Here is a 26,260-nt window from a genome sequence, read left to right on the forward strand (position 1 = left end):
GTGCCGTGGTCGCAACCGAGAGAGAGATCTCGGAGCGTGGGGCTCGGGGGGTCTCGAGGTCTAGGCAGCCGCGCCGTGCGGCGCTACGGTGGCCCGCATGAGCGCTGGACGAGTGGACGTGACCCTGTCGGACGGCTCCACGCTGGCGGTCACGAGGTGGCCGGGCGACGGGCCCACGGTGGTCATGCTGCACGCGGGCGTCGCCGACCGACGGAGCTGGACGGCCGTCGCCGACGAACTCGCGGGCGACGGGCTCGACCTCGTCGCCTACGACCGCCGGGGCTTCGGCGAGAGTCCGGCCGCGCCCGAGAACAGCCCGGCCACGCATCTCGGCGACCTCGTCGAGGTGCTCGACCACCTCGGCGTCGACCGGGCGGTCCTCGTCGGCAACTCGATGGGCGGCGCGCTCGCGCTCGACCTCGCCGTGACCGAGCCCGAGCGTCTGGCGGGCGTGCTGCTGATCGGCGCGGCGGTCAGCGGCATGACCGACGAGGACACGCCGTTCGACTGGACGCCCGATCCGGCGTCGACTCCACTGATGGAGGCCCTCGACGGTGCGTCGGGCATCGGCGACGTGACGGAGCAGGTCCGCCTGCTCGCCCACCTCTGGCTGGACGGTCCCACCTCCGAGGAGGGGCGGGTCACCGGAGCCCCGCGAGAGCTGTTCGCCCTCATGAACGAGCGCATCCTCGAGGTCGCCGCCCCGGACGGGGCCGGCGAAGCGGGGCTGGACACCTGGAGTCGTCTCGACGAGGTGCAGACCCCGGTCCTGGTGACCTGGGGTGCACTCGACATCCCTGCCGACGAGCCGTTCTACGCCGAGACGGCGCGACGTCTCGGACGGGGGCCGGGTCGGGTGCTGCCAGGCGTCGCGCACCTGCCCGGACTCGAGCGGCCCGAGGCCGTGGCCGACCTCGTCCGCGAGGTCGTCGCAGCCTCCCTGCGCTGAGGCGGTCCGACAGGCCTCGGCAGTCGGGCGAGGTGTGCCCACGGGAGGGTGCTGCCGAGTGGGGGCCCGGCGGATTCAGGACGCCGGACCCCCATGGCCACGTCGACGCCGTCGAGAGTCTCGACGGCTGAGCATGGCAGGGCTGGCGGGGTCTGGGCCTACGAGGAATGTAGCGCCCCGGGGGCTCGACGTGAAGGGGGTTAGGTGAAGCCGTGCAGGACGTCAGCCGAGGGGGCCCGTGGGGGCTCCCGAAGCCGGAGGAGCCGTCGGGCCCGCCGGGCCGTCGTCCGCGAGCAGGAGGTCGATGCGGAGCTCGCGTTCACGCGTGTAGGCGGTCAGGGCCCGGATCACCCAGAGAAGGGTGCGGACGAGCAGGACTCCGAGGGTGAGGGCGAGGGCGATCACCACCACGAAGAACACGGGGTAGAGGATGCCGACGATCGAATAGCCGTTGGAGAACATCCCCCGACGCTAGATCACGGGAGAGGCCGAGGGGCTCCACCTCGCGGTGGAGCCCCTCGGCACGCTGGCTCACTCCTCGGCTCTGGGTGGCTCGTGGGGCCTCGCGGGAAATATAAATAGATATATCCGTCGTCCGAGGGAGGCCCAAGGGTTGTGCGCTGCACCAGGGTGGTTCACGCTGCTCCGCATTCTGCGGGCGGAACGAGAGGCACGTGCCGTCTCACATGAGTAGGAGACCAGTTATGAAAAAGGCAATGAGAACGGCCCTCACGGGCGGGGTCGGGGTGGTTCTGGCACTGGGGCTCATGTCACCCGCCGCGGCGGCACAGGACGTCGAGAAAATCCCCTTGTAACCATGAGCTCGCACGACTCCGGGGACTCGTACGCCACCTATACGTTGACGCCGGGAAAATACGAGGACGGCACCGGAAGGGTCTTCGCACAGGCCACCGCGAAGACCTACTCGTGCACGGGAACGAGTGACCGGCCTCACTGGTCGCGGGGTGCCGCGTCGGTGATCTCGAAAACCCGAGTCTCGTGCACCGGCCCAGCGGGCAGCAAGATCCCGGTACGGGTCTACTCGGTCCTGGCTCGCACCTCATCGAACAACGTGAAGTCTCTGAGAAGCGTGGCCGAGACGAGTTACGTTCAGAACGTCGCTGTCGGTGGATCTCGGCAAACGTGGTACGTGCCACTTGAGAGGAGTTCAACCAAGCTCAACAAGGGCTACTACTACCGGGCCGCGCATTCACAGCACGTGGCTCCGCCTCTTATTGGCGGGGCTGTGAGAAGCGGTCGTTCTGAGTTCGTTCTGGTGAAGTAGTACGGAGTTGAGAGGAAGTGACCGTGAGCCTGCGGTCTGCGTCACGGTGCCTCCGGGCCAGCGAGACGCGTCAGGGTGACTGATCCATTCGAAGCAACCTGCTCTGCGTACAGGGTGAAGAGGACTTCCGGCCTGGTCGATGTCGCCCAGGCCAATGCTTGCCGCACGTCCTTAACTCCCGTCAGGCGCCATTCCTCGGACGCGAAGGCCACAGGCCGCGGCGGGGTTCCTTCGACATCGATGTCTCGGCGCCAGAAATCAATCCGATAGGACGACGGCTCCGTCTCGCTCACCGCTGATCTCGGATCGATAATGAATGCGTCCATCAGGCCATTTCATCCGCAATTGGCCTCGAAGTAAAAATCACCTCGCGGTGGAGCCCCTCGGCACGCCAACTCACTCCTCGGCGTCGGCCGGGCTCTCGTCGGCCTGCGCGGTCTCGTCCATGCGGTCGCGCAGCTGGTCGGCCATCGAGGCCGCCCCCTCGTCGCCGTGATCTGCCTCGACCTGTTCGATCAGGCCGCTCAGCTTCTCCTGGTCCGTGGCCTCGGTGGCGCCGTCCATGACGGGCTCTGTCTGCTTCTCGTCGCTCATGGGCCGGACGCTACGCCCTGGGGGTCCGCGCTGCCTGGAGCCGCGCCTCCGGACGGGGCCGTCGACTCGACCGGCAAGTCGAGGGGTAGCATGCCCGGCCCGCGACGGGTGGGGTACGCACAGGCCGGGCATCGGCTGGCAGACCTGCGCGTGTCGTCCCGCACCTGTCTGGAGTGGAATCCTGCCCCACCGGAACCGAGGACCACATGAGCACCACGAAACCCACCGCACCCAGCCGCACCGCCCAGGCCGACCGTCGCGACGACATCACGCGCGCCGCCGCGGACCTGTTCGGCTGGACCGACCTCCACCCCGCCCAGCTCGAGGCCCTGGAGGCGGTGGTCGCCGGTCGGGACACCCTCGCGATCATGCCGACCGGCTTCGGCAAGTCGGCGATCTACCAGGTGGCCGGCGCCGTGCTCGACGGGCCGACCGTCGTCGTCTCGCCCCTGATCGCGCTGCAGGCGGACCAGATCGCCGGCCTCGTCGGTCGACCCGACGCCCCGCCCGCCGTCGCCATCAACTCGGGCCACACCGACGCCGAGAACGACACAGGCTGGGACCGGCTCGCGGCCGGCGAGGTCACCTACGTCTTCCTCGCCCCCGAACAGCTCGCCCGGGACGAGACCGTCGAGCGCCTGCGGGATGCCGGCGTCGCCCTCGTCGTCGTCGACGAGGCGCATTGCGTGTCGTCGTGGGGCCACGACTTCCGTCCCGACTACCTGCACCTCGGCGAGGTCGTCGAGCGCCTGGGCGGGCCGACCGTGCTGGCGTTGACGGCGACCGGGTCGGGGCCGGTGCGCGACGAGATCGTCGAGCGCCTGCGCCTCGACGACCCGCTCGTGCTGAGCCACGGCTTCGACCGGCCCAACCTCGCGCTCGAGGTCGTGCGACACGAGGACGACGACGAGAAGGTCCGGGCCGTCGTCGAGCAGGTGGCCGCGTCGACGACGCCGGGCATCGTCTACGTCGCCACCCGCAAGGCCACCGAGCACTACGCCCGGGCGATCGCCGAGCGTTGCCCCGACCGCACCGTCGTCGGGTACCACGGCGGCCAGCGCTCGGCCGAGCGGGGCGAGCTGCACGAGCGGTTCCACGCGGGCGAGGTCGACGTGGTCGTGGCGACGAGCGCGTTCGGCATGGGCATCGACAAGCCCGACGTGCGGTTCGTCGTGCACGCCGACGTGCCCGACTCCCTCGACGCGTACTACCAAGAGATCGGTCGGGCCGGGCGTGACGGCGACCCGGCCGTCGCGACCCTGCACTACCGGCCAGAGGACCTCTCGCTGCGGTCGTTCTTCGCCTCGGGGCTGCCGGGGCGGGCCGATCTGCGCGGCGTCTTCACCGCGCTCTCGGCGGCCGGCCGCCCCGTCCGGCGGTCGGAGGTGTCCGACCAGCTGGCGCTCGGGGCCCGCACGGTCTCCCGTCTCGTCGACCTGCTTCTCGAGGGCGGTGCCCTGTCCGAGTCGTCGAGCGGGTTCGAGCCGGTCGCGGGCTTCGACGCGAAGGGTGCGGCCGAGGCGGCCCGAGGGGTCGCCGTCACGCGCGAGCGGGTCGAGCGGTCGCGCATCGAGATGATGCGCACCTTCGCCGAGGCACCCGGCTGCCGACGCCACTTCTTGCTCGGCTACTTCGGCGAGCAATCGCCCGAGCGGTGCGGCAACTGCGACGGGTGCCGGGCCGCCGCGCGGGCCGGTGACACCGAGGAGGCGCGGGAAGGCGAGCCGGGCGACGTCACCGACACCGCGCCTCCTGCGTTCGCGAACGACGCTCGCGTCGTCCACGCGACCTGGGGCGAGGGCACCGTGATGAGCACGGACGCGGACCGCATGACGGTGTTCTTCGAGAGCGAGGGCTACAAGGTCCTGGCCGTGGCCGACGTCCTCGAGCACGAGCTGCTCACACCGGCCTGACCCGGGCGTCGAGTCCGCTCGTCAGGCCGGCTCGGCCGCGGCGGCGAGCACGGTGGCGATCGTGCGCGGGTGGGCCAGAACCCGGAAGTGACCGCCCGCGTGCAGGCGGACGTTGACGGCGCCGGGCAGTTCGCTGCCCTCGGGGATGTGTGGGTCGAACTCGCCGTAGACCGAGGTGATGCGGGCGTTGGCCGAGTCGTCCCGTGCGAGCAACATCGTCGTCGCATCGCGCGGCGAGAAGGCCCGCAGGGCGGGCAGCACCAGCCACGTGGCGTACCGCGACCCCGAGAACGGCGAGCAGACGGCGACCATGGACCGTACCCGGCGCGTCTCGTCGAGCAGCGCCATGACGTACTTGCCGATCAGGCCGCCTTTGCTGTGGGCGACGATCACGACGTCGGTGAGCCCGTGCCCGAGCAGGTACGCCGCGACGTCGCGAGCGGTGGCCTCGACCGGACGGCTGTTCCAGCGCAGGTCGTCCAGCACGTGCACGGGGTGGCCCTCGGCGTGCAGGCGCTCGATCATCGGGCGCAGGAACGCCCAGGTCTCCCAGACGCCGGGGATCACGAGCACGGGCCGCCCGGTGCCGTCGAGGTAGCGCTCGGGGTCGCGCGGGCTCGTGACGGCCCGCACCTGCCACACGGCGGCGTAGCCGTAGTCCTGCACCCACCAGACGGCGTGGCGGACGAGCCGGCCGGGGGCGAGGTGGTGGAGCACCACTCGACCCTAGGCGGGCCGGGTGCCGGACGTCTCGGGTCAGACGCTGTCGGGGTCGAGGACGAGGGTCGTGCCCTCGAAGAGGTGCTGTGCGTCGTCGATGACCTGCAGCCCCTGGTTCATGAAGAGCAACGCGGAGACCGAGATGCCGAAGCGAAGGGCGACGACGTCGATCAGGTCGTCGGGTGCGACGGTGTACCGCTTGGGTGCGCCGGACGACGTGGTCGCTTCGAGGGTCCCCGTGGCGAAGGCCACCGCGCCCGAGTCGACCGGGACGATGTTCGTCTGCCGCGGTGGCACCGACCAGCCGACCGGTGCGACGGCGAGGACCTTGCCGTTCGCGATCTCGACGGGGACGTCCGAGGAGGTGCTGGTCGAGTAGACGACGAGGGTCGAGAGATACGACGGCTGGCTGACGGAGCCGAACGTGCCAGAGGCCGCCACCGGGGTCGTGGTGGACGCGCCGAGCTGGACGCTCCCGTCGCCCCCGTACGAGGTGCCGTCGCCGACCGAGGGCGCGACCGGGAAGAACGCGACCGCGACCGGGACGGGCAGGCTCGACGTCGCGCCGGTCAGTTCGGACGTGTAGGTGTCGTCGCCGACGGCCACCACCCGGTAGTGGAAGTGGACGCTTCCCTTGGGCGAGGCGACGTCGCCCTCGGCGACCACCGTCCCGGCCGCGACCGGCGTGATGAACGGTGCCGGCACGGCGGCGTCCTGCGGTGGAGGGGTCGCCGCCCGGGGCGACGGCGACGGGGTGGTCGTCGGCGTGGGCGACGGGGTCGCGCTCGGGGTGGGCGTCGCGGTGCGGGCGACCGTCGTCGGGCGCGCCGACTCGGTCGGGGCACCGGCCGCGAACGGGGCCGAGCCGCCCGTGACGAGGACGGCGCCCACGACGACCGACACGAGTGCCACGCCCGCGACGACACCCCCGACGATCGCGAGACGGCGACGGCCGGACCGGGGTGCGGAGTCTGTGTCTGTGTCGCTGTCGGAGACGCGGGGTGCGAAGAGTTCGTGACCGGGCGTGACGTCGTCGTCCGCCCCCGGAGTGTGTCGTGCCATGGTGCCCCCTCGGCGATGATCCTAGGGGACGGGGTGGGCCGGGTCGAGACCGATCGCTCCGGTACCGGGTCGGGTACGAACCTGGAACAGCCTGTGAACCCCGGCGGCCGGTGGGCACCCGGCCTACGGTCACGGGAGTACCGGGTCAGTCCGGTCGACCGACAACCAGGAGGTACGTCATGTCCGTTGGCGACAAGGCAAAAGATTTCGTCCAGAAGACCGCCGGCAAGGCCGAAGAGGCCGTCGGCAAGCGCACGGACGACGAAGAGCTCACGAAGCAGGGCCACAAGGACCAGCACATGGGCGAAGAGCGTCTCGAGACCGAGAAGGCCAAGGACGACCTCGGCCAGAGCTGATCGTCCTGCCGGCCTCGGCCGGCTCCACGAAGGGCCCGACATCCACGGATGTCGGGCCCTTCGTTGTCGACCCGGGAAGCCCGGTCGCACGATCGACGATGCAGTGTGTGCACGAAAAGGCCGTCCGTGCTTCGGTGAGAGGATGAACCGTTCGTCGCGTGCCCTGATCCCCGCCGCCACCCTCGCGGCCTCCCTCGCCCTCGTTCTGTCGGCCTGCTCGTCGGGCGGCACGGAGACGACGGCGGCTCCCACCGTGACCGTCTCGGCCTCACCGTCGACCGGCACGTCGACGCCCACGTCGACGCCCACGTCGACTGCGACCGCGACGCCCGGCCCCGACGGCGCGTCCGGTGGCGGCGGGGACCTGGGTGACGGTGTCGGCGGGGACGCGTCCTCACGCTGCACGGTGGGCGAGCTCACCGCGGGGATCGCCGACGGAGGCGGGGGTGCGGCCGGCAGCTACGGCGTCGCCATCGTCCTGACGAACAGTGGTCAGCGCTCCTGCACGCTGCAGGGCTGGCCGGGCGTCTCGTTCGTGGGCGACGGGAACGGCACCCAGATAGGCGCCTCGGCCGTGCTCGACCGCTCGACCGCGCACGAGACCCACACCCTCGCCCCCGGCGGAGAGGTACAGACCATCGTGCGGATCACCCAGACGGGCAACTACGACGCGGACGAGTGCCGGCCCCAGGCCACCGACGGTTTCCGGATCTACCCGCCCGGCTCGCTCGAGTCGATCTTCGTGCCCGCGTCGGGGGCGAGCTACGAGGCGTGCGCGAACGCGCAGGTGCAGCAGTTGACGGTCGGCGCCCTCGCCACCTTCTGACGTTCTCCCGGCCCCTCCGGCATCCCCTCGGAGCAGAGCCGCCCGCGACCGTCGGGTGCTCTCCGCCGGCCTCGACTCCGACCCCGGTGTCGGCAATTCCGGGCTGCTGCTGCGGTGGGGTGACGGGATCGGCGTGGGACCGGCGCGCCGGCGCCCGGAGCCAGGACTTGCCGACAGGCGGTCGGGTGGGGGTGAGCTCGGGACCACCCGACGGGCCGGGGCCGTCCTGTCGACGCGACCCGTGCCTCCTGACGTCTAGAGACGGGCTTCGGTCCGCCTCGGCTTCAGCCGTGAAGGGGCGTCCGAGGCCGCGAGCCACTCGCAGGTGAACGTGCCGCGGTAGCCGAAGAGGAAGCCGAAGCGATGGTTGCGCACCTCGAGGTCGACGTGGAACGACCGGTCGTCCTCGGACCACCACTCGTGCAGCTCGGCCCGGCCGCTGAAGAGCAGCGGGAAGCGGAACGAGACCGGGCCCTCGTGGAAACGCTGTGCCCCGGACCGCAGAACGAGGCCACCACGGTCGTCGACCGCGAGGTCGAGGTCGACCGCGAGGTGCTGGTGGGTGCCGAGGTAGTCGAGCACCCGCCCCTCGTCGAGCACCATGGTCGCGTCGAAGCGGACCGGGCGACGATCGGCGCGGCGGCGCGGCACCGTGTACGAGCGGACGAACGTGACGGTCTCGCGACCGAGACCGTCGCGGTACGGGTAGTTCTCGATGACGAAGGGCACGTCACGGCCGACGTCGGGCACCAGGATGTTGCGCAACCTGCCGATCTGCAGGAACGGGACCGTCCACCACGGGCCCCTCCGGATCGACGACATGACGCCCCGGCCCACGCAGGCCTCGCCCGAGTCCAGGCCGACGCCGAAGCGGCGCTGCATCATCGGGTGCAGGCGGGCGAACTCGTCGCCCAGGGCCTGCTCGAAGATCGAGGTCATCGGGGTGACCGCCTCGCGGGGTCGGGCAGGGCGGCCAGGGTGACCGGCGCCTCCTTCAGATGGTCGCTCGTGCGTGAGCCGCCCGCGGGCGCACGACGGGTGCGGGAGGCGCGGGGTCGGTCCGGACGCCAGAACGCGACGGCGCTCGCGAGGGGCCATCTCTCGGGATCGCGACCGGTCTCGAGCCAGAGCCGCAGACGATCGAAGCTGAAGGCCGTGGCCCAGCCGAGCAGTGGGCGGACGACCAGGTCGAGCGGACCCCAACCCGACTCGTAGTCGTAACCGGTCACGAAGCGCGTCCGGCCGTCGGCCGTCGGCAGGTAGCGCCAGTACCCGCGCCCGGCACGGATCGGCGAGAGGACGTCGTCGGTCGCGAAGCGCAGGGCAGAGGTGCGTGAGCCGTCGGGACCGTGGCGCTCGCCGATGCTGACGCCCGTACCCGCGACGGTGTGGAAGGGCGTCCGGCGGACGTAGCGGAACGGGGTCGAGCCGTCGTCGTCCGGCGGCCCGGGGGTGATGCTCGAGAAGCGGACGTCCCAGCGGACGTGCTGTGCCGGGTCCTGCGTGGCCGCCCAGACCCGGTCGAGGTCGGCGTCGATCACGGTCTCGACATAGATCTGACGTTTCCCCACGATCGTGAGGGTAGGGCATGGTGACGGTCCGGGGAACGTCGCGGAACGCGGGTCGCGGCCGGTTCTAGGCTCGCCCCGTGGACGAGAGCTTCGAGACGGACCGCGTCGCGTTCGGGGCGGCGGCCCGATGGTTCGCCGAGACGGTGCACGAGCTCGACCGGGTACCGGCGCGGTGGGACGACCCCGCCCTCGGCGAGTGGAGCCGCAGGGACCTCGTCGGCCACACGTCCAGGGCCGTGCTCACGGTCGAGCAGTACGTGCGGCCGGGGTCGTCGGACTCCGACTCGCGCACCGTCCACTACTACCGGGCGGTCCGGGGCGGACGCGCCGATCCGGACGAGGTCGCGGACAGGGGACGGCGGGCGGGACGAGACCTCGGCGTCGACCTGCCCGCGAGCGTGGACGCCCTCGTGCGACGGGTGACCGGCATGGTGGCCGGACGGGCCGCGGACGCCCGGGTGGAGACCCCGGTGGGCGAGTGGCGGCTCGAGGCGTACCTGCCCACACGTGTCGTCGAGCTCGTCGTCCACACGGGCGACCTCCGGACGGCGGGCGGGCTCGGCGGACAGGCGCCCGAGGTCGCGAGTCGGCGGGCGCTGGTCGTGCTCGGCGCCCTCGTGGCCGATGCTCCGTCGGCTGACGCGCCGCGCCTCCTGGGGGCCCTGACGGGTCGCTCGGCGCTCTCCGCCGGCTACACGGTGCTGTGACGGGGACGCCTCGCCTGTCGTCGGGCGGCGGCCACGTGCCCGGGCCCGCGAGGCGTCGGGGTCGGCGTCGGCAATTCCGGGCTGGTGCTGCGCCGAGGTTCCAGGATCGTGCGGAACGGATGCAGCCGCAGCAGGAACCAGGATTTGCCGACGGCACGACGGCACGACGGCACGACGGCGGCTGCCGCGTAGGGCTCGACCGCGAGAGCAGGAGGCGCGACGACGAGAGACCGCGGAGCGGGTCGGGCCGGTGCCGCCTCAGGCCCGGGGCCGGTCGAAACGGGCGCCCGCGGGCTTGTTTCCGAGCAGCGACAGGATGAAGATGACGAATCCGCCGAGGTAGGGGACGATGTTCAGCAGTAACAACCACCCGCTGAGGTCGATGTCGTGGAGTCGGCGGGCGCCGAGGGACAAGAACGGCACGATCGTGCCGAAGAGCAGGATCGCGAAGACGAAACCGACGGGGATGAAACCCGGTCCGGGCTCCAGGGTGCCGTCGTAGTCCGTCGTGCTACCCGGGAGACCCGCGAGGAGGCCGACGACGCCGAACACGAGGTAGAGGACCGAGTTCGCGAGGACCACCCACCAGTACTCGCTGCGGCTGGCCCGCCCCGTGAAATCGGCGTACTTCTGGAAGAACCGCTTGACCGCCACGACCGGACCGGCACCGTACAGCGGTGCCCAGAGGGGGACGGCCCCACCGGGGCCGGAGGGCGGGCCCTGCGGCTGCCCGTAGGGCGGCTGCCCGTACGCGGGTTGTGCGTACCCGGCCTGCTGCTGCGGGTAACCAGCGGGGGGCTGCCCGTACGGAGGCTGCTGCCCGTATGGAGGCTGCTGCCCGTACGGCGGCACCGCCCCGCCCTGCTGGTCCGCTCCGTCGTTGCGATCGGTCATGAGATCCCCCTCATCCGTGCCGCCCACCGCGACCCCGCCACCCTATCGAGACGCAGCGCCCGCCCGCCCGTCCGCCTGGCGGGGGCGCGGGCGGGCGGGCCCGGGGTCAGCCCCAGCCGCCGAGGTAGGCCGCCACGCTCGGCTCGCCCGTGACGGGCGTCAGCCAGTCCACGGAGGCGCGGTGCGAGACGAACGCGACGCCCGCTCCCCAGCGCCGGGCGCGCAGGGCGGCGCGACGCGACTCGACGGTCGCCAGTACGCGACCCGACGGGTCCGTCAGCTCGATCGTGCCGAGTGCTCCCACGCCGACCGCGTCCGTCGCCGTCCGGAGGTCGCGCGCGACGTCCTCCCCGAGCCCGACGGCTGCGGCCACCGCCCGTGCCCGGGCATCGTCCGGCCCGTGAGCGTCGACGTCGGGCAGCACGCGCACGGGTCCGTCGAGGGTCACGACGACCCGGGCGCTGCCGAGTGCCGCCGCCGCCGCGTCCGACGATCGGCCCAGCACCCGCTGGTCCGCCTCGAACACCGGGGCCACGTCGTCCGGCACCACGACCGTCGCGTCCGGCATGGCCGCCAACACGCTGTCCACCGCCACGAACGCCGCCCCCGCCGAGGTCGGCATCCCGGCGGCGGCGACCAGCTCGACGCACACGTCGACGGTGCGACTGCGCACCCCGAACCCACGGGAGCCGCGCACCGCGATCAGGTCGGCGAGGCGCAGCGTCTCGCCGTTCTTCTCGGCCTGGCGCCGGGCCTGCTCGTCCTCGCGGGCCGCCCGCCCGGCCGCCGAGGTCGCCGAGCTCGCCGCGTCCGTGTCCGTGTCCGAACCCGACCCGCGCCCCGCCCAGTCCGGCCCGTCGTGCCAGGCCACCGCTTCCGGGACGTGCGCGAAGACGCCGCCGGCGAGCCACGCGCGGTGAGCCCACTCCCAGTCCTCGCCGCCGTAGCTCGTGAACGACTCGTCGAAGCCCCCGACCTGGTCGAAGAACCAGCGTGAGCAGCAGGTGACCGCGCCGATCAGGTGGCGGTACGAGCGGTCGTCGGCATGCAACAGGTCGGCCGACCAGCCGTACGCCTGTTGCAGCCACCGCGGCTGTTCGAGCTCGTGGGCCGGCCCGGCCAGCTCGACCGGCTTGGACACCGGCACGACGCCGTCTCCGTCTCCGCCGCCACCGCCGCCGCCGCCACCGCCGACACCGCCGCCGCTCAGCACCCCCGCGAAGTCCGCGTGTTTGCGCTGTCCGACCGTGACGGCCTCGGGTGCGAGCGCTGGCAACCGGGTCAGGCGCAGCACGTAGTCCGGTTCGGGCGACGTGTCGGCGTCGACGAAGCAGAGCACCGATCCCGACGACGCGGCGACCCCGACGTTGCGGGCGGCCGAGAGCCGGAACCCGCGGTCCTCCTGCACGATCAGCCGCACCCCGTCGGGCACCGAGGGGGCGGTGGGCGAGCCGTCGTCGACGACGATCACCTCGAGTCGTTCGGCCGGGTAGCTCTGCCGGGCGAGTGCCGCCAGCGTCCGGTCGAGCTCGGCCTGCTGCCGGTAGTGGACGACCACCACGGACACGAGCGGCGGCAGCTCGGGCCACACCCCGTCGAGGGCGTCCCACACGTTGCCCACGACGAACCGCCCGCCCGCAGGAGGCGCGGTGCCGGTCCCGACCGAGGCCGACGACCCGGCGTCGCGGCTCACCAGCGCACCCCCTCGGCCCACCACGCCGTGTAGGCGTCGGCGACCTCGTCGAGCCCGGGCAGGGTGCGGGCGTCGTCCTCGAGCCAGGTCGACGCCGGGTCGACCAGGGCCGTGGCGATCGCCGCCGCCAGTCCGCCCTCGGGGTAGAGCGTGAGCGTGCCGGGTCGCAGCGTCGCCATCTCGCGTGAGTAGCGCGTGTCGGGTACGAGCGGACGTCGGCCGGCCGCGATCCAGGTCGCGATCGACCCGGACGCCGACACGTGCTGGTGGGCTGCCACGGGCACCGACGCGCGTCGGGCCCGGTCCACCAGCGTCGCGTCGTCGAGGTAGCCGGTCGCGCCGAACGGCACGCCGAGCGCGGCGGCCTCGTCGACCAGCTGCTGCAGTTCGGCGTCGTGACCCGAGGAGGCGCGGCCCAGGGCCACGACGCCCGTCGCGTGCGCGTCCGGTCGTGTCGCCCCGCTGCCGTGCCGCGTGCCGTCGGTGCCGGGCCGGGCGGCCGCGAGTCCGGCCACGGCCGCCACGACCTCGGCGTGCCCCTTGCCCGGGTAGAAGAACCCGATGATTGCCACGTCGCCGTCCGGCTCGGGGCGTCGGTCGGGCAGCGGGTGCCGGTCGACGGGCAGGGGGATCACCGCGACCGGACCGTCGAAGGCGACCCACTCGCGCAAGAGGGAGCGCTCGTGCTCGCTGTTGACGACCACGCCCCGCGCGGCGGCGACCACGCGACCGTAGGCCTCGCCGCGCCTCCTGAGGTTGCGCTCGCCGTCCGAGGGCTGGGGCAGGTCGTGCAGGGTGATCGTGAGCGCCGTCGTGGCGGCCAGGTGTTCGACGACGTCGGCCGCGGCGGACGGCGAGGGGCCCCAGAGCCGGTCGGTGAACTGGAGGTGGGCCCGGGGCACGGTGACGTCGTCGGGTCCGTGGTCCGGGCGGGTGTCGCCGGAGCGGGCCGTGTCGTCCGGCGTGTCGAGGAGGTCGGCGACGTCGAGGGCGAGGCGGCGCCCGGTGCGGGCCTCGACCGTGGCGGAGATCTGGGCCGCGTAGGTCGCGACCCCGTGCTGGGGGTCGTGGTGCGTGACGACCACCGGCAGCTCGGCGAGGGCGGCCGTCGCCGCGGCTCCACCCGCGGCCGCCGACCGGGCCGCGTGGCGGGTCGTCACCGCGGCGACCGTGGCGTCGACCGCGTCCCGGCTCACGCGGCACCCCACAGGGCGAACGTGTCGGCGTGCCGGGCGAGTGCGGCCGTGACGGCGTCCGGGTGCTCGGCGTACCAGGCGAGGTGCGCACGACGGACCTCGTCGACGTCGACGCGCTCGCCGCCGACGACCCAGTGGTCGGTCGACTCGTCGTCGAGGCCCCAGGCGTCGACCACGGCCTGCTCGCGAGGGGCGTGCACGCTCGACAGCACCGGTCGGCCCGGGTCGACCACGTGCTCGCCCAGTCCGGCCCGCTCGCGGACGCGCGACGCGAGCGCCGTCCAGACCGGGTTGCCGGGGTGGTTCAGGGTGCGCATCTGGTCGAAGCGCGGGGTGCCCGACCCGTCCCCGGCCGTCCCGGCCTCGAACAGGTCGGAGGCGACGACGGTGTCGTGGGCGACCTCTCGCCTGCGCAACTCGGCCAGCGAGAGCTCGGCGACCGACCGCACGACGGCGGGCGTCAGGGCGTCGGCCGCGAGGGGACGTCCTGCGGCCTCGGCGATCAGCCGGACGTCGTGGTACTCGACCACGGGTGGCACGAGCGAGGCATCGCTCGGCGGGCGGACGATGACGTGTGCGGGGTAGAGGCCCGCGAACCGCACGACGGGCACCCGGACGACCTGCGCCTCCCGGGGGAGCATCGCGGCCAGCTGGGCCGTGCCGAGCGGCAGGTCGTGGTAGCCGTCGCGCACCGGCTGCGAGACGAGCAGGCGCGTCCGGCCGAGCCACCGCTCCAGCTGCGGCAGGTCGGCGGCCGTGAGCTCGTGCACCGGGGGCATCCGGACGGTCGTGAGGCCCGCACCGTCGAGGAAGATGCGCAACGACTCGGCCTGGCAGTTGCCCACGACGAGGGCTGTCGCGCCGTCGCCCTCGGGCTCGCTCAGGCCGTAGAAATCGCCGTAGTGACGAGTTCGACCGTCGGGTTCAGTTCGCTGTTCGGACATGCTTCCCTCCGGCCCGCACCCGGAACGGACAAAGGGGGGCGTGCGGGCCTATGTTGAGTCAACAGCGACTTCCCCGGTCGCGTCATCCTTTCCCGCCGCCTGCCCCGGCGCATCTCACCCGCATCGTCGCGGGTGCTCGTCGTCCCTCCGGTCCAGGCCTCGCGCGCCCGACCGGTCACGGCGGGCGATCCGATCACGCCGAGGAGGCTCCGATGACCCACGACGCCCCGAGTCCGCCGGCCCCCGCGTCCGCCGGCACCGCCGTCGACGACCTGCGGCGCGTCGACCCGATCCGCGTCGCGTCCGTGCCCGCCGGCCACCCGTACGTCCGTTCGCTGCTCGACCCGCTCGACCGTGCCGGTCGCGTCGTGCACCTCGCGGACCCGCTGCCCGACCCGGCCGAGCCGACGCGTTGGTGGCCCCCGGTGGTGCTCGACGCCGCCTGGTTGCGTGCCCACGTCGACGAGGTCGACGTGGTGCACGTGCACTTCGGCACCGAGTCGTACCCGACCGAGCACCTCGTGGCCGTGGTCGAGGCCCTGCGCGATCTGCGCCTCCCGCTCGTCTACACGGTGCACGACCTGACGAACCCGCAGCTCGTCGACCAGGCGCCCCACCTCGAGCACCTCGACGTGCTGATCCCGGCCGCCGACGAGCTGATCACCCTGACCGACGCGGCGGCCGACGAGGTCGAGACCCGGTGGGGTCGACGCCCGACCGTCATCGCGCACCCCGCCATCGCCGACGCCGACGCCGAGCTGCCCGTCGGCACGCCGGGCGACACGGTGGTCGTGGGGGTCCACCTGCGCGACCTGCGACCGAACGTCGCCGGCCTCGAGACCGTGCGCACCCTGCTCGCCGCGGTCGACGCCCTGCGCGCCGCGGGTGCCGCCGTGGAGGCGCGGGTCGACCTCAACGAGCGCGTGCGCGACCCCGAGCAGGCGGCGCGCATCCGCGAGCTGGTCCGTGCCGCCGGCCCGGGGGCGACCCTGGCCGAGCACCCTCGACTGACGGACGCCGACCTCGAGCGGTCGCTCGCCGACCTGGACGTCTCGGTTCTGCCCTACCGCCACGGCACGCACTCGGGATGGGTCGAGCTGTGCTGGGATCTCGCCGTTCCGGTCGCGGCACCCCGCGTCGGCCACGCGGCCGCGCAACACCCCGACGCCGGCTCGACCGCCTCGTTCGACCTCGACGACCCCGCGTCCCTGGCCGCGGCCCTGATCGCCCTCGTCAGCCCGCACGCGGTCGACGAGACCGCCGACGCCCACGACGACCCGGCCCGTGTGCCGGCCTCGCGGCGTGGCAGCCCCCAGCGCGCCACGCTGCAGCGGCAGCGTCGGTCCCTGCGTCGACGGCAGCGGAGCGACGTGGCCGCCGCGCACCTCGCCGTGTACGAGCGGGCCCTCGCGGCGGTGACGGCGTGACCCGCGCCTCCCGGCCCCTGCGCATCGTCGTGGTGGCGCCGCTGCGCTACCCGATCCGCGAGCCGTTCGCCGGTGGCCTCGAGTCGTCCGTGCACCACCAGGTGCGCACCCTGCGCGAACGCGGTCACCGTGTCTCGCTGATCGCGACCGAGGGGTCGGACCACCTCGACCAGAGCCCACCCGAGTTCGTGCTGCCCGCCGTCGTCTTCGACGACCCGGCCGAGGCCACCGACACGACCTACCCCGCCGGCTATCTCGAGCGGGCGTTGCCGGCGCTCGAACGCGCCCTGCGGTATGTCGCCGACCACTCGGACGACTACGACATCGTCGACAACCACAGCCTGCACGGCGTCCCGCTCGCCCGGGCGGACGACATCGGCGTCCCCATGGTCAGCACCCTGCACACGCCGACCCTGCCCGACATGCTCGCCGCGCATCGTTCGTCGGACGGGCCCCGCAGCCGATTCATCGCCGTCAGCGGTCACACCGCGGCCGCCTGGGCGGCCGAAGGCGTCGAGGCCACCGTGCTGCCGAACGGCGTCGACACCGAACGCTGGTGCTTCGGACCAGGAGGCGAGGACCTCGTCTGGTCCGGCCGCATCGTCCCCGAGAAGGGACTGCACCTCGCCCTCGAGGTTGCGCGTCGCGCCGGTCGTCGCCTCGTCATCGCCGGCCGCATCGGCGACGTCGACTACTTCGAGACCGAGATCGCCCCGCACCTCGGCGTCACCGCCCACTACGTCGGCGAACTGCGCCAGCCCGAGCTCGCCGCGCTCGTCGGCCACAGCGGCTGCGCCCTCGTCACGCCCGTGTGGGAGGAGCCCTTCGGCCTCGTCATCGCGGAGGCGCTGGTCACCGGCACGCCGGTCGTCTCGTTCGCCGTCGGGGGAGTCCCCGAGGTCGTGGCGGGTTCGGTCGGGGCCGCCCTGGTCCCCGCGGGCGACCTGGACGGCATGGCCCGGGCGGCGGAGGACCTGCTCCGTCGCGTCGGGACGAACGCCGACGCGCGCCGCACGGTGCGGGAGGACGCGGTCGACCGGTTCTCGCTGCGGGCCCGGGCCGCCGTGCTCGAGCGGTCCTACGCCGAGGTCGTGGCCTCGGACCGTCGCGGGGCGGTCACCGCGGCGGAGGCGATCGTCGTGGGGGGCCGGCAACGCGCCTCCTCGTCCCTCACCGGCGGCGTGTCCGCCGTCCGCCCGGCCGGCACGGGACGTCGGGTGGTGACGGCGTGAGCTCGTCGTCCGCACGCCCGCTCGTGGGCTGGTACGTGCACCACCACGGTGCCGGGCACCGCACCCGCTTCTCGGCCGTCCGGCCGCACCTCGACGCCGACGTCGTCGTGTTCAGCTCGCTCGCCGCCCCCGCCGACCTGCCGGCCGACACGACCTGGGTCGAGCTCGAGCGTGACGACGCCCCGACCACCGGTGCCGACGGCGTGGTCCGTCATCCCGCCGATGCCTCACCGACCGTGGGCGGCCTGTTGCACTGGGCTCCCGTCGGGCACCCCGGTCACACCGCTCGCCTCGGACGGATCGCCGCGACGATCGCCGGTGCCGCGGCCGAGGGCCGTCCCCTCGCCGCGATGGTCGTCGACGTGTCGGTCGAGGTGACCCTCTTCGCACGACTGCTCGGTGTCGAGGTCGTCGTCGTGTCGCAGCCCGGTGACCGCACCGACGAGCCCCACCGGCTCGCCTACGACGCCGCGTCGCGTGTCATCGCGCCCTGGCCCGCCGGGACGCACGACTCGTCGGCCCTCGACCGCGTCGCCGACACCGTGCGCTGGGTCGGTGGCATCTCACGGCAGGACGGACGCCGGGCGTCCACCCCGGACCCCGTGGTCGTGCCCGGCAGTGTGCTCTTCGTCGGTGGGGCCGGCGGCACCGACCACGACGACCTCTGGGTCTCGGTCGCCCGCGCCGCCCGGGCCACGCCCGGCACGACCTGGTCGACCCTCGGCCTCGACAGCTGGGTGGACGATCCCGGGGCCGCGATGGCCGCGGCCGAGGTCGTCGTGACCTGGGCCGGGCAGAACACGGTCGCCGACCTGGCCGCCCTCGGCGCACGGGCGGTGGTGGTGCCGCAGACCCGACCCTTCGACGAGCAGCTCACGACCGCCCGGGCCCTCGACCGTGCCGGTCTCGCCGTCGTGTCGTCGACCTGGCCCGCCGACGACGAGTGGCCGTCGCTGATCGAGCGGGCACGAGGTCTCCGACCCGACTGGTCCGCGTGGCAGGTCGAGGGGGGCGCTGCTCGCGCGGCGGCGGTGGTCGCCGAGGTGGCCGGTCGCGGCACGCAGGCCGTCGGCCCCCAAGGCGCCACCGCCGTCGTCCGCGACGACCCGGCCGGGGTGCTCTCGTGACCGTCGTCGTCGTGACCCTCGCGTCCGCCGTCCGCATGAAGCACGTCGCGAACCAGCTGCGATTCGTCCGGCAGGTCGCACCCGACGCCGGGCACGTGGTCGTCTGGCTCGACGAGACGCCGGCTCCCGACGTGCCCGCCCTGGCCGGTGTGACGACCCTGCACGTGCCGCCCGGGCCCGACGGTCTGCGCCTCGCCGCCGGACGTAACCGCGGAGCCGACGCGGCCCTCGGCCACGGTGCCACGCTGCTCGTGTTCCTCGACGCGGACTGCGTCCCGGGCACCGACCTGTTCCGGTTCTACGAGCAGGCGGCCCTCGAGCACCCGGGAGCCCTGCTGGGCGGGCCCGTCACCTACCTGCCCGAGGGGTTCGTCCTCGGCACGGGCGAGGGCCTCGACGACGCGACCGCCCCGCACGCGGCGCGACCCGCGCCTCCTGCGGGGTCGACGGTCGTGGCCGGCGCCGAGGACTACCCGCTGTTCTGGTCGCTCTCGTTCGCCGTGACGCCCGCGACCTGGGCCCGGCTCGGCGGTTTCGACGAACGGTTCGAGGGCTACGGCGGCGAGGACACCGACTTCGCCTTCACCGCCCGCTCGCTCGACGTGCCGCTGGTCTGGGTCGGCGGAGCCCACGCGTACCACCAGTACCACGCCACCTCGGCGCCCCCGTGGCGGCACCTGGGCGACGTCGTCCGCAACGGCGGGTTGTTCGCCGAGCGGTGGGGCGAGTGGCCGATGGGTGGTTGGCTCGACGCCTTCGAGCGGGCGGGCGCGGTGCGGCGCACCGCCGGCGGCGGCTGGGCGCTCGTCGAGGGCGCGGCCGTCCCGAGCTGACCTGCTCGCGTCGACGAGCCGTAATCGCACCGCCGACTGAGGGTCGAACCGTCGATGTGGGCGGTGCGATGTTCAGTCGGTGGTGCGACACCGACCCGAGGAAGCGGTCGGAGCCGACGGCTCAGTCGAGCGTGCCCTGGTCAGACGACTTCTTGTGGGCGATGGCGTCGCGTTCGGCGGCGAGCGACGCGACGGTGGCCGGGTCGAGGGCGTCGTAGTCGACGAACGGGTCGGGCTGGCCGGTCTTGCCGGCCACGACCGCCGAGTACGCCGAGACGGCGAGCCGCAGCTTGGCGGTGGCCCGCCCGGCGCGCTTGCTCGACAGCGGTTTCTCTTGCATGACCTTGCTGTGGTGGTCGAGCGCCTCGACGAGGTCGCGGTGGGCCGTCTTGAGCTTTTTCGCCATGTGATGATCATGCCCACCCGGGGCCGATCTGCCAACACGGCCGCGGCAACGGGGACCGGCCGGGGGACAGGCCGAAGCGGCGGGGGAGACGAGGCCCGGGTGCTTTCACAGCGGGCGGCCACACTGCCGTAACCTCCGGGGCGGACCATCAGGCATGATCTCGCTGACCGGAGTCATCCGCCCCACCGACGAGGTGGCCGTGCTGCACGTCGTCGAGCAGAAGCTGCGGCGGCAGTTCCCGTCGCTCAGCGCCGCGTCCGAGGTGCTGGTGCTGCAGGCCTGGGGCCTGCCCGTCCGTGTGACCGAGCAGTTGGCACGGCTGCGGCTGGACGTCGTCGTCGGCGACCGGGACGAGGCGGCGAGCTTCCGCGACACGGTCGGCGCCGAGCTGCGCGGCTGGTCGGGGTCCGGCTCGCTGCGGGTCGACTGGACCGAGGACGTCCTGCCCGTCGTCGCACCCGCCACGCTCGGCGAGGTCGGCTGAGCCGGGCGACCGGGGTCGCGGGCGACGCGACCACCGGGGTTTCCCGGCCCGCGCCTCCTATGCTTCCCCTCGACAGGGGCCGCCCGAGCCCCGCTCGCCGAGGGGGCGCTCATGACCGACGACGGACGCGCGGAGCGAGCACCCGACGGCCCGGACGGCCCGGACGGCACGCCGGGACGAGGAGGCGCGGTGCGCGAGGGCGGGATCGCCCGCCACGGCCGCCTCCGCCGGGGGCACCCCGTGGCGTTCGCCGCGAAGGTGACGGCGGCCGCGCTGGCCGTCCTGCTCGTCAGCACGACGTCGGTCGCGGCGATCGCCACCTGGCAGGTGCTGCAGGGCGCCGCGCCCACCGTCACGCTCTCGGGCCCGGGGGGATCGTCGGCGTCACCTGTGCCGCAGCTGACGGCGCAGGGCGGTGAGGTGAACCTGCTGTTGATCGGCACGGACACGCGCGAGGGGTTGGGGGCCGGGTACGACGACGTGGCCAACCAGCAGGCCAGCTCGGGGGCGGGCAAGAACGACTCGACCGTTCTCGTGCACATCTCCGAGGACCACACGAACATGGCGGTCGTCAGCTTCCCGCGCGACCTGATCGTGCCCATGCCCGCCTGCCCGAACGACGACGGGACGACGAGCCCGGCGACCTCGGGCGCGATGTTGAACACCGCGCTGGCTCGTGGCGGGCCTCAGAACGGGTTGTCGTGCGTGGCGCAGACCATCGGGCAGCTGACCGGGCTGCAGATCGACTACGCCGGGTCGATCACCTTCGAGGGGGTCGTGTCGATGGCCGACGCGATCGGCGGTGTCGAGGTGTGCCTGGCGACGCCGATCCGCGACACCGAGGTGCAGCCCGCTCTCGACCTGCCCGCCGGCACCCGGACGTTGTCGGGGGCCGAGGCCGGGGCGTTCCTCCGGTCGCGCTACGGGGTGGGCGACTCGAGCGACCTCGGTCGCATCAGCAACCAGCAGACGTTCCTCTCGGCGCTCGCCCGGCAGACGGTGTCGGCGGGCACGCTGACCGACCCGACCAAGGTGCTCGCGATCGCGCGGGTGGCCTTCGCGAACATGACCCTGAGCGAGAGCCTCGCCGACGCGTCGACTCTCGCGAAGCTCGGCCTGGCCGTGAACACCGTCGGACTGTCGAACATGGTGTTCGTGCAGTACCCGGCGGTGGACGATCCGGCCGATCGCAACCGGGTGCTGGTCGACGAGTCGTCGGCGGCGGTGCTGAACGACGCCTTGCAACGCAACGTGCCGCTGACCCTCTCGGCGGACAGCCTCGGGCGGTCGGCCGTGCTCGACCCGGACGCCTCGGCGGCTGCACCCACCGGGTCGGCGGCTCCGCCGGCCGAGGGGGGCGGCGACGCGACCGGCGGGCCCGGCGACGTGGCCCCGAGTGACCCAACGGCCGGCGTGCCGAGGCCCGCGCCCACCGCGGCCGCCCTTCCCGACGGCGTCTCGGGCCAGTCCGCCGATCAGGTCACCTGCGCCAAGCGCGACTGACCGTCGGGCACGGCTGCCGTCGCCCCGGTGGGGCCGAGCTCTCCGGTCGTCGCCGTCGGCGTCTACGCTCGGCGGCATGCTGTCGTTGACCCGCGTGCGGGAGTCGTTCTGGTTCCTGCCCGCCGTCTTCGGGCTCGCCGCGCTCGTGGTCGCCGAGGTGCTCGTGACGATCGACCGGGCACTGCCGACGACGGTGACCGAGGGGCTGCCCCTGCTGGGTGCCCTCAGCGCCTCCGGGGGGCGGTCGCTGCTGTCGGGCATCGGGACGTCCATGCTCACGGTGGCCGGGACGTCGTTCTCGATCACGATCTCGGTTCTCGCCACGACGTCGTCGACTTACGGCCCGCGTCTCGTGCGCAACTTCATGGCCGACCGAGCCAACCAGTTCGTGCTGGCGACCTTCACCTCGACGTTCCTGTACTGCATCGTCGTGATGCGCACCGTCCACACCGAGGTCGACGACACCAGCGCGTTCGTCCCGGTGATCGCGGTGCACGTGGCGGTCCTGCTGAGCGTGTTCGACGTGGGGGTGCTGGTCTTCTTCATCCACCACATCGCCGGTTCGGTGCAGATCACCTCGTTGCAGGCGAGGGTGCTCGACGACCTGCGGGCCGCGACCGACGACGTCTACCCGACGAGTCCGGCCGACGACGTCAGCCAGGAGGCGCGGGTGCGGTCGTCGACGGACGGCCGCCTTCCGACGGAGGCGGCCGTCGTCCGCGCCGACGCCGACGGTTACGTGCAGACCATCGCCTGGGAGGGGCTGCGTCGCGTCGCGGTGCACGAGGGCCTCGTGGTGGAGGTCGTCGCGATGCCGGGCCGGTACGTGATCGTGGGGGACCCGCTCGTCGTGACCAGTGCCTCCCCGGGGTCCGACACGGCTCGGGCGCTCCGCCGGACGGTCACCCTCGGGCCCGCCCGGACCCCCCATCAGGACGTCGGGTTCGCCTTGCAGCAGCTCGTCGAGATCGCCGTGCGCGGTCTGGCCTCGGGAAGCAACGACCCCTACACCGCGGTGAGCGCCCTCGACATGTCGGCCGGGGTGCTCGTCCCGCTCTGGCGACGGGGTGAGCGCGTCACGGCTCTGCTGGACGACCGGGGTGCCGAGGTCGTCCTCGTCTCGTGGCCGACCGTGGACGAGCTCGTCGACTCGCTCTTCGACACGGTCCGCACCTACGCCCAGGACCATCCGGCCGTGCTGGCGGCGGCCCTGCGCCTCGTCGCGCGGCTCGACGAGGTGGCGTCGCCGGCGCGGGTCGGCCGACTGGTCGACCACGAGACCGCCGTCCGAGGCGCCCTCGGCGGCTGAACCTCCCACTGCCGAGGCCCCCACGCGTCTGCAGGTAGTCGGGTGGATCGAGGTTCGGTGCTCGGCATGGCCGAGGTGCACGTCGCGTCGGGAACGTGCCGTGGCTGACTCCGACTCCGACTCCGACTCCGGCTCCTGCCCCGGCCCCGAGCTCATGGGCGCCGTGCGCTCGTGTCGGTAACTCCGGGCTGGTGTCGTAGCGCCAAATACCGGGCCCGGAAACCCGGGGCCCGCGCCGGTCGGTGGACCAGGAAACAGGAGTCACCCGCGCCGCGCCGCGCCGCGACGCGAAGCGCGGGGCGGGGTGGGGCGCGGCGGCCGAAGGTGCGGATGGGATCGGCTCTGGCCGGGACGCGCTTCGCCACGGTCCCCGTCTTCAACTCCGGACCGGTGCCGCAGCACCGATCCACGGCCCCGGGAGCTCAGGGCCGCCGTGGAACGACGCAGCACGGGGCAGGACTTGCCGACCAGGCGTCGGGGTGGGCGGTCAAGCATCGGGGTGGCCCGAGTTGCCGGGACGGGAGTCGTGCCGGAAGCGCGGGACGCGCGGGGGTGGGGGTGGCGGTCGGGCGACCGTCAGGGCATGGGGGCGAGGCGCGACCGGCGCTCGGAGATCTGCACCTGCGAGACGGGCCCGTCGCCGCCGCGATCGATTCGGGGCGGGTGGACGTCGACCCGCCAGGCGCGGGCGATTGACGACACGCCCCGCCAGGTGCTGCCCCGGCTCGGACCACGATGCCGGTCGCGCGGCACGCGAACGAATGGCGGAGCGCAGTGTCGGTGGCCTGACGTAGCGTCCTCGGTGGGAGGCGTGATGAGAGACCACCGACAGCCGTCCGCGCGGACCGGCGCGCGCCTCCTCGGCGACCCCCGGGCCGGGCGCGAGGGCGCACGGTGACCGCCGTCATCGGTCCCGTCGGTGGCGACGAACGGCCCGACCACCTGCTGCCGCAGCAGGCCGCCGAGGCGGTCCACGCCGGGTTCCCCTCGCCGGCGCAGGGGTACTACAACGGCCCGGTCGACCTCAACCGGCACCTGATGCGCGACCCGACGGCGACGTTCCTGGTGCGGGTGAGCGGCGACAGCATGACCGGTGCCGGCATCTTCGACGGCGACGAGCTCGTGGTCGACCGGGGGCTCGACGCGCACGACGGGAACGTGGTCGTCGCGGTCGTCAACGCCGAACTCACGGTCAAGCGCCTCTCGTACCGGCAGGGTCGGATGGTGCTCAGCCCCGAGAACCCGGCCTACCCCGAGATCGTCCTGTCCGAACTGGACGAGGCGACGATCTGGGGCGTCGTGACGAGGTGCCTGCACCGTGTCTAGGTCCGGGGCGTCCGAGCGCAGCGTCGCCATCGTCGACGCCAACAACTTCTACGTCTCGTGCGAACGCGTGTTCAACCCGGCGCTCGAGGGCCGGCCGGTCGTCGTGCTGTCGAACAACGACGGCTGCGTCATCGCCCGCTCGCAAGAGGCCAAGGCGCTCAACGTCGACATGGCCGCGCCGTGGCACAGCATCGCGCCGATCGCGGCCATGCAGGGCGTGGTGGCGGTGTCGAGCAACTACGAGCTCTACGGCGACATGTCGGCTCGGTCGGCCGAGATCCTCAGCCGCTACACGAGCGACCAAGAGGTGTACTCGATCGACGAGTCGTTCATCGAACTGACCGGCACGCTCGAGGACACCATCGCCCAGGCCCGCGAGATCCGCCGCGCCCTGCGCAAACTGATCGGGCTGCCCGTCAGCATCGGCATCGCGCCGACCAAGACCCTGGCCAAGCTCGCCAACCGCGGCTCCAAGCAGAACGCCGCGCTGGCCGGCGTCTGCCATCTGGGCAGTTACGCCCCCGAGCAGCAGACCGCCATCCTGGCGAGCGTCGACGTCGGCGACGTCTGGGGCATCGGCCGACGCACGGCGAAGAAGCTCGCGTCGCTCGGCATCCACACGGCGGCCGACCTGCGCGATGCCGACGCCGCCCGCATCCGCACGCGGTTCGGCGTCGTGCAGGCCCGCGTGGTGCACGAGCTGCGCGGGGTCGACTGCCTGCCGATCGAGCAGGTGCAGCCCGAGCGCGAGCAGATCTACCACTCGCGGTCGTTCGCGGTGCCCATCACGACCGTGACCGAGCTCGAAGAGGTGCTGTCGGTCTACACGCAGCGAGCTGCGGCCCGCTTGCGCAAGCAGGGCTCGCTGACGCGCCTGATGCGGTGCTTCACCGCGACCTCGCCGTTCTCCGACAGCGCCGCCCACACGAACCACTCGGTCTCGGTCGCGTTCCCCGAGCCCACCGACGACGCCGCCCTGCTCTACCGCTCGGCCATCGCCGCCCTCGGCCCGCAGCTCGAACCCGGCAAGCGCTACGTGCGGGCCGGCGTCACCCTGATGGAGCTCACCCCGCGCGACGAACACGCGAGCCTCGACGTCTTCGCCGAGGCCGACGCGGCACCGCCCGCCTACGGAGCCGTCATCGACCGCATCGCCGGCAAGTTCGGCGAAGACACCCTGGGGCTCGGCGTGGCAGGCCTGCGCCACCGCCGCGGCTGGTCGATGAAACGCGACATGGTCTCGCCCCGCGCGACCACCCACTGGGACGAGCTCGCGACGGTCACGGCCCGGTGACGCAGTCGGGTCGCCGGGTCGCGGAGTCACGGAGTCACGGGCCGAAGATCAGGGTGCCGAGCACGAAGTACGCCATGACGCCGATGAAACCCGCCACCGCCGAACCGACCGCCCACGCAGCTCGGTCCCGCTGGTCGAGCCGGCGATCGAGGAGCGCCGCCATAGCACCGACGAGCCCGAGAAGCGGCGGGACGACCACGAGCACCCCCGCCAACCGCAGGTACCCGGCGACGTACGGGTTGGGGATCGGCACGAAGACCAGGCCGAGCACGATCAGCAGGGCCGCGGACAAGCACACGACGGTCACGACAGGCACGCGGTGGAGGCACGGCGTGGGCTTCTCGGTGACGGCGGGTGCCTGTGGTGGTCGGGGTCGCATGGTTCGATCTTGTGGGGGTGACAAAAAGGTGCACATCATGGACATGTTCTGGTGGAACGTCGTCGGGATAGGAGCCCCGGTGGTCGTCATCGGTGCCATCACCGCGACCATTCTCGGTCTCCGCTCACGCAACAGGCGACACACGAACAAATCCGACGCGTAGCTCGAAGAGCCTCATCGTTCTTCCCCTCGATGGCCGGCGGTTCGGCGATCGAGGGGAAGGCAGGGGG

The 26,260-nt window shown here is 73.0% G+C and carries 27 protein-coding genes; 15 read left to right on the top strand and 12 right to left on the bottom strand.

From position 1 onward, the window contains the following. The first annotated feature begins 97 nt into the window (after positions 1–97). Positions 98–949, top strand: a complete 852-nt coding sequence (locus tag HRF36_RS00530; RefSeq protein WP_173204685.1) for an alpha/beta fold hydrolase — start codon at positions 98–100, stop codon at positions 947–949. Between the two features lie 222 nt (positions 950–1,171). Here the strand turns inward: HRF36_RS00530 and HRF36_RS00535 are convergent, their stop codons facing one another. Further along, positions 1,172–1,411 carry a hypothetical protein gene (locus HRF36_RS00535; protein WP_173204688.1) on the bottom strand — a complete coding sequence of 80 codons (240 nt, stop codon included), beginning with the start codon at positions 1,409–1,411 and terminating at the stop codon, positions 1,172–1,174. A 1,219-nt stretch (positions 1,412–2,630) separates the two neighbouring features. After that, positions 2,631–2,828 carry a hypothetical protein gene (locus tag HRF36_RS00540; protein ID WP_173204690.1) on the bottom strand — a complete coding sequence of 66 codons (198 nt, stop codon included), beginning with the start codon at positions 2,826–2,828 and terminating at the stop codon, positions 2,631–2,633. Positions 2,829–3,034: 206 nt separating this feature from the next. On the opposite strand from HRF36_RS00540, the gene HRF36_RS00545 reads away from it, so the two are divergent. Beyond that, entirely contained in the window at positions 3,035–4,741 is a 1,707-nt protein-coding gene (locus HRF36_RS00545; protein WP_173204692.1) for an ATP-dependent DNA helicase RecQ, read from the top strand. 21 nt (positions 4,742–4,762) lie between these two features. On the opposite strand, the gene HRF36_RS00550 is transcribed toward HRF36_RS00545, so the two are convergent. After that, a complete protein-coding gene (locus HRF36_RS00550) occupies positions 4,763–5,458 on the bottom strand; it encodes an alpha/beta hydrolase (RefSeq protein WP_173204695.1) in 696 nt (231 codons plus the stop codon). A gap of 39 nt (positions 5,459–5,497) precedes the next feature. After that, positions 5,498–6,523 (bottom strand): LysM peptidoglycan-binding domain-containing protein, encoded by a 1,026-nt coding sequence (locus HRF36_RS00555; protein ID WP_217270841.1) that lies wholly within the window; start codon positions 6,521–6,523, stop codon positions 5,498–5,500. 179 nt (positions 6,524–6,702) lie between these two features. On the opposite strand from HRF36_RS00555, the gene HRF36_RS00560 reads away from it, so the two are divergent. Next, a complete protein-coding gene (locus tag HRF36_RS00560) occupies positions 6,703–6,879 on the top strand; it encodes a CsbD family protein (protein ID WP_173204698.1) in 177 nt (58 codons plus the stop codon). Between the two features lie 142 nt (positions 6,880–7,021). Next, positions 7,022–7,705, top strand: a complete 684-nt coding sequence (locus tag HRF36_RS00565) for a DUF4232 domain-containing protein (RefSeq protein ID WP_173204701.1) — start codon at positions 7,022–7,024, stop codon at positions 7,703–7,705. 255 nt (positions 7,706–7,960) lie between these two features. Here HRF36_RS00565 and HRF36_RS00570 read toward each other — a convergent pair whose 3' ends face one another. After that, a complete protein-coding gene (locus HRF36_RS00570) occupies positions 7,961–8,644 on the bottom strand; it encodes a DUF4166 domain-containing protein (RefSeq protein ID WP_173204704.1) in 684 nt (227 codons plus the stop codon). Further along, entirely contained in the window at positions 8,641–9,276 is a 636-nt protein-coding gene (locus HRF36_RS00575; protein WP_217270842.1) for an SRPBCC family protein, read from the bottom strand. The genes HRF36_RS00570 and HRF36_RS00575 overlap by 4 nt, the downstream gene beginning before the upstream one ends. Before the next feature lie 77 nt (positions 9,277–9,353). Between HRF36_RS00575 and HRF36_RS00580 the strand changes: the two genes are divergently transcribed. Further along, on the top strand, positions 9,354–9,983 hold the full coding sequence (locus tag HRF36_RS00580; RefSeq protein ID WP_173204706.1) for a maleylpyruvate isomerase N-terminal domain-containing protein: 630 nt from the start codon (positions 9,354–9,356) through the stop codon (positions 9,981–9,983). Positions 9,984–10,241: 258 nt separating this feature from the next. Here HRF36_RS00580 and HRF36_RS00585 read toward each other — a convergent pair whose 3' ends face one another. The 4 genes from HRF36_RS00585 to HRF36_RS00600 form a co-directional block, all read right to left on the bottom strand. Further along, on the bottom strand, positions 10,242–10,877 hold the full coding sequence (locus tag HRF36_RS00585) for a DUF805 domain-containing protein (protein WP_173204708.1): 636 nt from the start codon (positions 10,875–10,877) through the stop codon (positions 10,242–10,244). A 106-nt stretch (positions 10,878–10,983) separates the two neighbouring features. Continuing rightward, positions 10,984–12,570, bottom strand: coding sequence for a glycosyltransferase (locus HRF36_RS00590; protein WP_173204711.1), 1,587 nt, complete (start codon positions 12,568–12,570; stop codon positions 10,984–10,986). Beyond that, on the bottom strand, positions 12,567–13,766 hold the full coding sequence (locus HRF36_RS00595) for a hypothetical protein (protein ID WP_173204714.1): 1,200 nt from the start codon (positions 13,764–13,766) through the stop codon (positions 12,567–12,569). The genes HRF36_RS00590 and HRF36_RS00595 overlap by 4 nt, the downstream gene beginning before the upstream one ends. Further along, positions 13,763–14,710 carry a WcbI family polysaccharide biosynthesis putative acetyltransferase gene (locus HRF36_RS00600; protein ID WP_173204717.1) on the bottom strand — a complete coding sequence of 316 codons (948 nt, stop codon included), beginning with the start codon at positions 14,708–14,710 and terminating at the stop codon, positions 13,763–13,765. Before HRF36_RS00600 ends, HRF36_RS00595 begins: the two co-directional genes overlap by 4 nt. A 212-nt stretch (positions 14,711–14,922) precedes the next feature. Between HRF36_RS00600 and HRF36_RS15630 the strand changes: the two genes are divergently transcribed. Genes HRF36_RS15630 through HRF36_RS00615 form a run of 4 tightly spaced genes read left to right on the top strand, consistent with a single transcriptional unit; the run spans position 14,923 to position 19,329 of the window. Continuing rightward, entirely contained in the window at positions 14,923–16,137 is a 1,215-nt protein-coding gene (locus HRF36_RS15630) for a glycosyltransferase (RefSeq protein ID WP_254280980.1), read from the top strand. Then, entirely contained in the window at positions 16,134–17,369 is a 1,236-nt protein-coding gene (locus HRF36_RS00605; protein ID WP_371739938.1) for a glycosyltransferase, read from the top strand. Before HRF36_RS15630 ends, HRF36_RS00605 begins: the two co-directional genes overlap by 4 nt. Then, the gene (locus HRF36_RS15980) at positions 17,366–18,496 is read left to right on the top strand and encodes a glycosyltransferase (RefSeq protein WP_173204722.1); all 1,131 of its coding nucleotides are present in this window, start codon (positions 17,366–17,368) and stop codon (positions 18,494–18,496) included. Before HRF36_RS00605 ends, HRF36_RS15980 begins: the two co-directional genes overlap by 4 nt. 11 nt (positions 18,497–18,507) lie before the next feature. After that, on the top strand, positions 18,508–19,329 hold the full coding sequence (locus HRF36_RS00615) for a glycosyltransferase family 2 protein (RefSeq protein WP_371739939.1): 822 nt from the start codon (positions 18,508–18,510) through the stop codon (positions 19,327–19,329). A 121-nt stretch (positions 19,330–19,450) separates the two neighbouring features. Here the strand turns inward: HRF36_RS00615 and HRF36_RS00620 are convergent, their stop codons facing one another. Further along, complete coding sequence (locus HRF36_RS00620; RefSeq protein ID WP_173204727.1) at positions 19,451–19,735, bottom strand: hypothetical protein; 285 nt, start codon at positions 19,733–19,735, stop codon at positions 19,451–19,453. 154 nt (positions 19,736–19,889) lie between these two features. On the opposite strand from HRF36_RS00620, the gene HRF36_RS00625 reads away from it, so the two are divergent. The 5 genes from HRF36_RS00625 to HRF36_RS00645 all read left to right on the top strand — a co-directional run bounded on the left by HRF36_RS00625 (position 19,890) and on the right by HRF36_RS00645 (position 25,651). Continuing rightward, a complete protein-coding gene (locus HRF36_RS00625; protein WP_173204730.1) occupies positions 19,890–20,219 on the top strand; it encodes a hypothetical protein in 330 nt (109 codons plus the stop codon). Between the two features lie 111 nt (positions 20,220–20,330). Continuing rightward, a complete protein-coding gene (locus HRF36_RS00630; protein WP_173204732.1) occupies positions 20,331–21,722 on the top strand; it encodes an LCP family protein in 1,392 nt (463 codons plus the stop codon). Between the two features lie 76 nt (positions 21,723–21,798). After that, on the top strand, positions 21,799–23,031 hold the full coding sequence (locus HRF36_RS00635) for a DUF2254 domain-containing protein (RefSeq protein ID WP_173204735.1): 1,233 nt from the start codon (positions 21,799–21,801) through the stop codon (positions 23,029–23,031). 894 nt (positions 23,032–23,925) lie between these two features. After that, a complete protein-coding gene (locus HRF36_RS00640) occupies positions 23,926–24,357 on the top strand; it encodes a translesion error-prone DNA polymerase V autoproteolytic subunit (protein WP_173204738.1) in 432 nt (143 codons plus the stop codon). Further along, a complete protein-coding gene (locus HRF36_RS00645; RefSeq protein ID WP_173204741.1) occupies positions 24,350–25,651 on the top strand; it encodes a Y-family DNA polymerase in 1,302 nt (433 codons plus the stop codon). Before HRF36_RS00640 ends, HRF36_RS00645 begins: the two co-directional genes overlap by 8 nt. Positions 25,652–25,685: 34 nt before the next feature. Here HRF36_RS00645 and HRF36_RS00650 read toward each other — a convergent pair whose 3' ends face one another. Beyond that, entirely contained in the window at positions 25,686–25,967 is a 282-nt protein-coding gene (locus HRF36_RS00650) for a hypothetical protein (protein ID WP_217270843.1), read from the bottom strand. Positions 25,968–26,067: 100 nt separating this feature from the next. On the opposite strand from HRF36_RS00650, the gene HRF36_RS15985 reads away from it, so the two are divergent. Continuing rightward, positions 26,068–26,193, top strand: a complete 126-nt coding sequence (locus tag HRF36_RS15985) for a hypothetical protein (RefSeq protein WP_256428704.1) — start codon at positions 26,068–26,070, stop codon at positions 26,191–26,193. The last annotated feature ends 67 nt before the right edge of the window (positions 26,194–26,260 follow it).

Source organism: Frigoribacterium sp. VKM Ac-2836, assembly GCF_013248995.1.
Lineage (GTDB): Bacteria > Actinomycetota > Actinomycetes > Actinomycetales > Microbacteriaceae > Frigoribacterium.

Coding starts and splice junctions, on each gene's coding strand:
- HRF36_RS00530 (WP_173204685.1), top strand. CDS start 98: ATGAGCGCTGGACGAGTGGACGTGACCCTGTCGGACGGCTCCACGCTG.
- HRF36_RS00535 (WP_173204688.1), bottom strand. CDS start 1,411: ATGTTCTCCAACGGCTATTCGATCGTCGGCATCCTCTACCCCGTGTTC.
- HRF36_RS00540 (WP_173204690.1), bottom strand. CDS start 2,828: ATGAGCGACGAGAAGCAGACAGAGCCCGTCATGGACGGCGCCACCGAG.
- HRF36_RS00545 (WP_173204692.1), top strand. CDS start 3,035: ATGAGCACCACGAAACCCACCGCACCCAGCCGCACCGCCCAGGCCGAC.
- HRF36_RS00555 (WP_217270841.1), bottom strand. CDS start 6,523: ATGGCACGACACACTCCGGGGGCGGACGACGACGTCACGCCCGGTCAC.
- HRF36_RS00560 (WP_173204698.1), top strand. CDS start 6,703: ATGTCCGTTGGCGACAAGGCAAAAGATTTCGTCCAGAAGACCGCCGGC.
- HRF36_RS00565 (WP_173204701.1), top strand. CDS start 7,022: ATGAACCGTTCGTCGCGTGCCCTGATCCCCGCCGCCACCCTCGCGGCC.
- HRF36_RS00570 (WP_173204704.1), bottom strand. CDS start 8,644: ATGACCTCGATCTTCGAGCAGGCCCTGGGCGACGAGTTCGCCCGCCTG.
- HRF36_RS00585 (WP_173204708.1), bottom strand. CDS start 10,877: ATGACCGATCGCAACGACGGAGCGGACCAGCAGGGCGGGGCGGTGCCG.
- HRF36_RS00600 (WP_173204717.1), bottom strand. CDS start 14,710: ATGTCCGAACAGCGAACTGAACCCGACGGTCGAACTCGTCACTACGGC.
- HRF36_RS15630 (WP_254280980.1), top strand. CDS start 14,923: ATGACCCACGACGCCCCGAGTCCGCCGGCCCCCGCGTCCGCCGGCACC.
- HRF36_RS00620 (WP_173204727.1), bottom strand. CDS start 19,735: ATGGCGAAAAAGCTCAAGACGGCCCACCGCGACCTCGTCGAGGCGCTC.
- HRF36_RS00625 (WP_173204730.1), top strand. CDS start 19,890: ATGATCTCGCTGACCGGAGTCATCCGCCCCACCGACGAGGTGGCCGTG.
- HRF36_RS00630 (WP_173204732.1), top strand. CDS start 20,331: ATGACCGACGACGGACGCGCGGAGCGAGCACCCGACGGCCCGGACGGC.
- HRF36_RS00635 (WP_173204735.1), top strand. CDS start 21,799: ATGCTGTCGTTGACCCGCGTGCGGGAGTCGTTCTGGTTCCTGCCCGCC.
- HRF36_RS15985 (WP_256428704.1), top strand. CDS start 26,068: ATGGACATGTTCTGGTGGAACGTCGTCGGGATAGGAGCCCCGGTGGTC.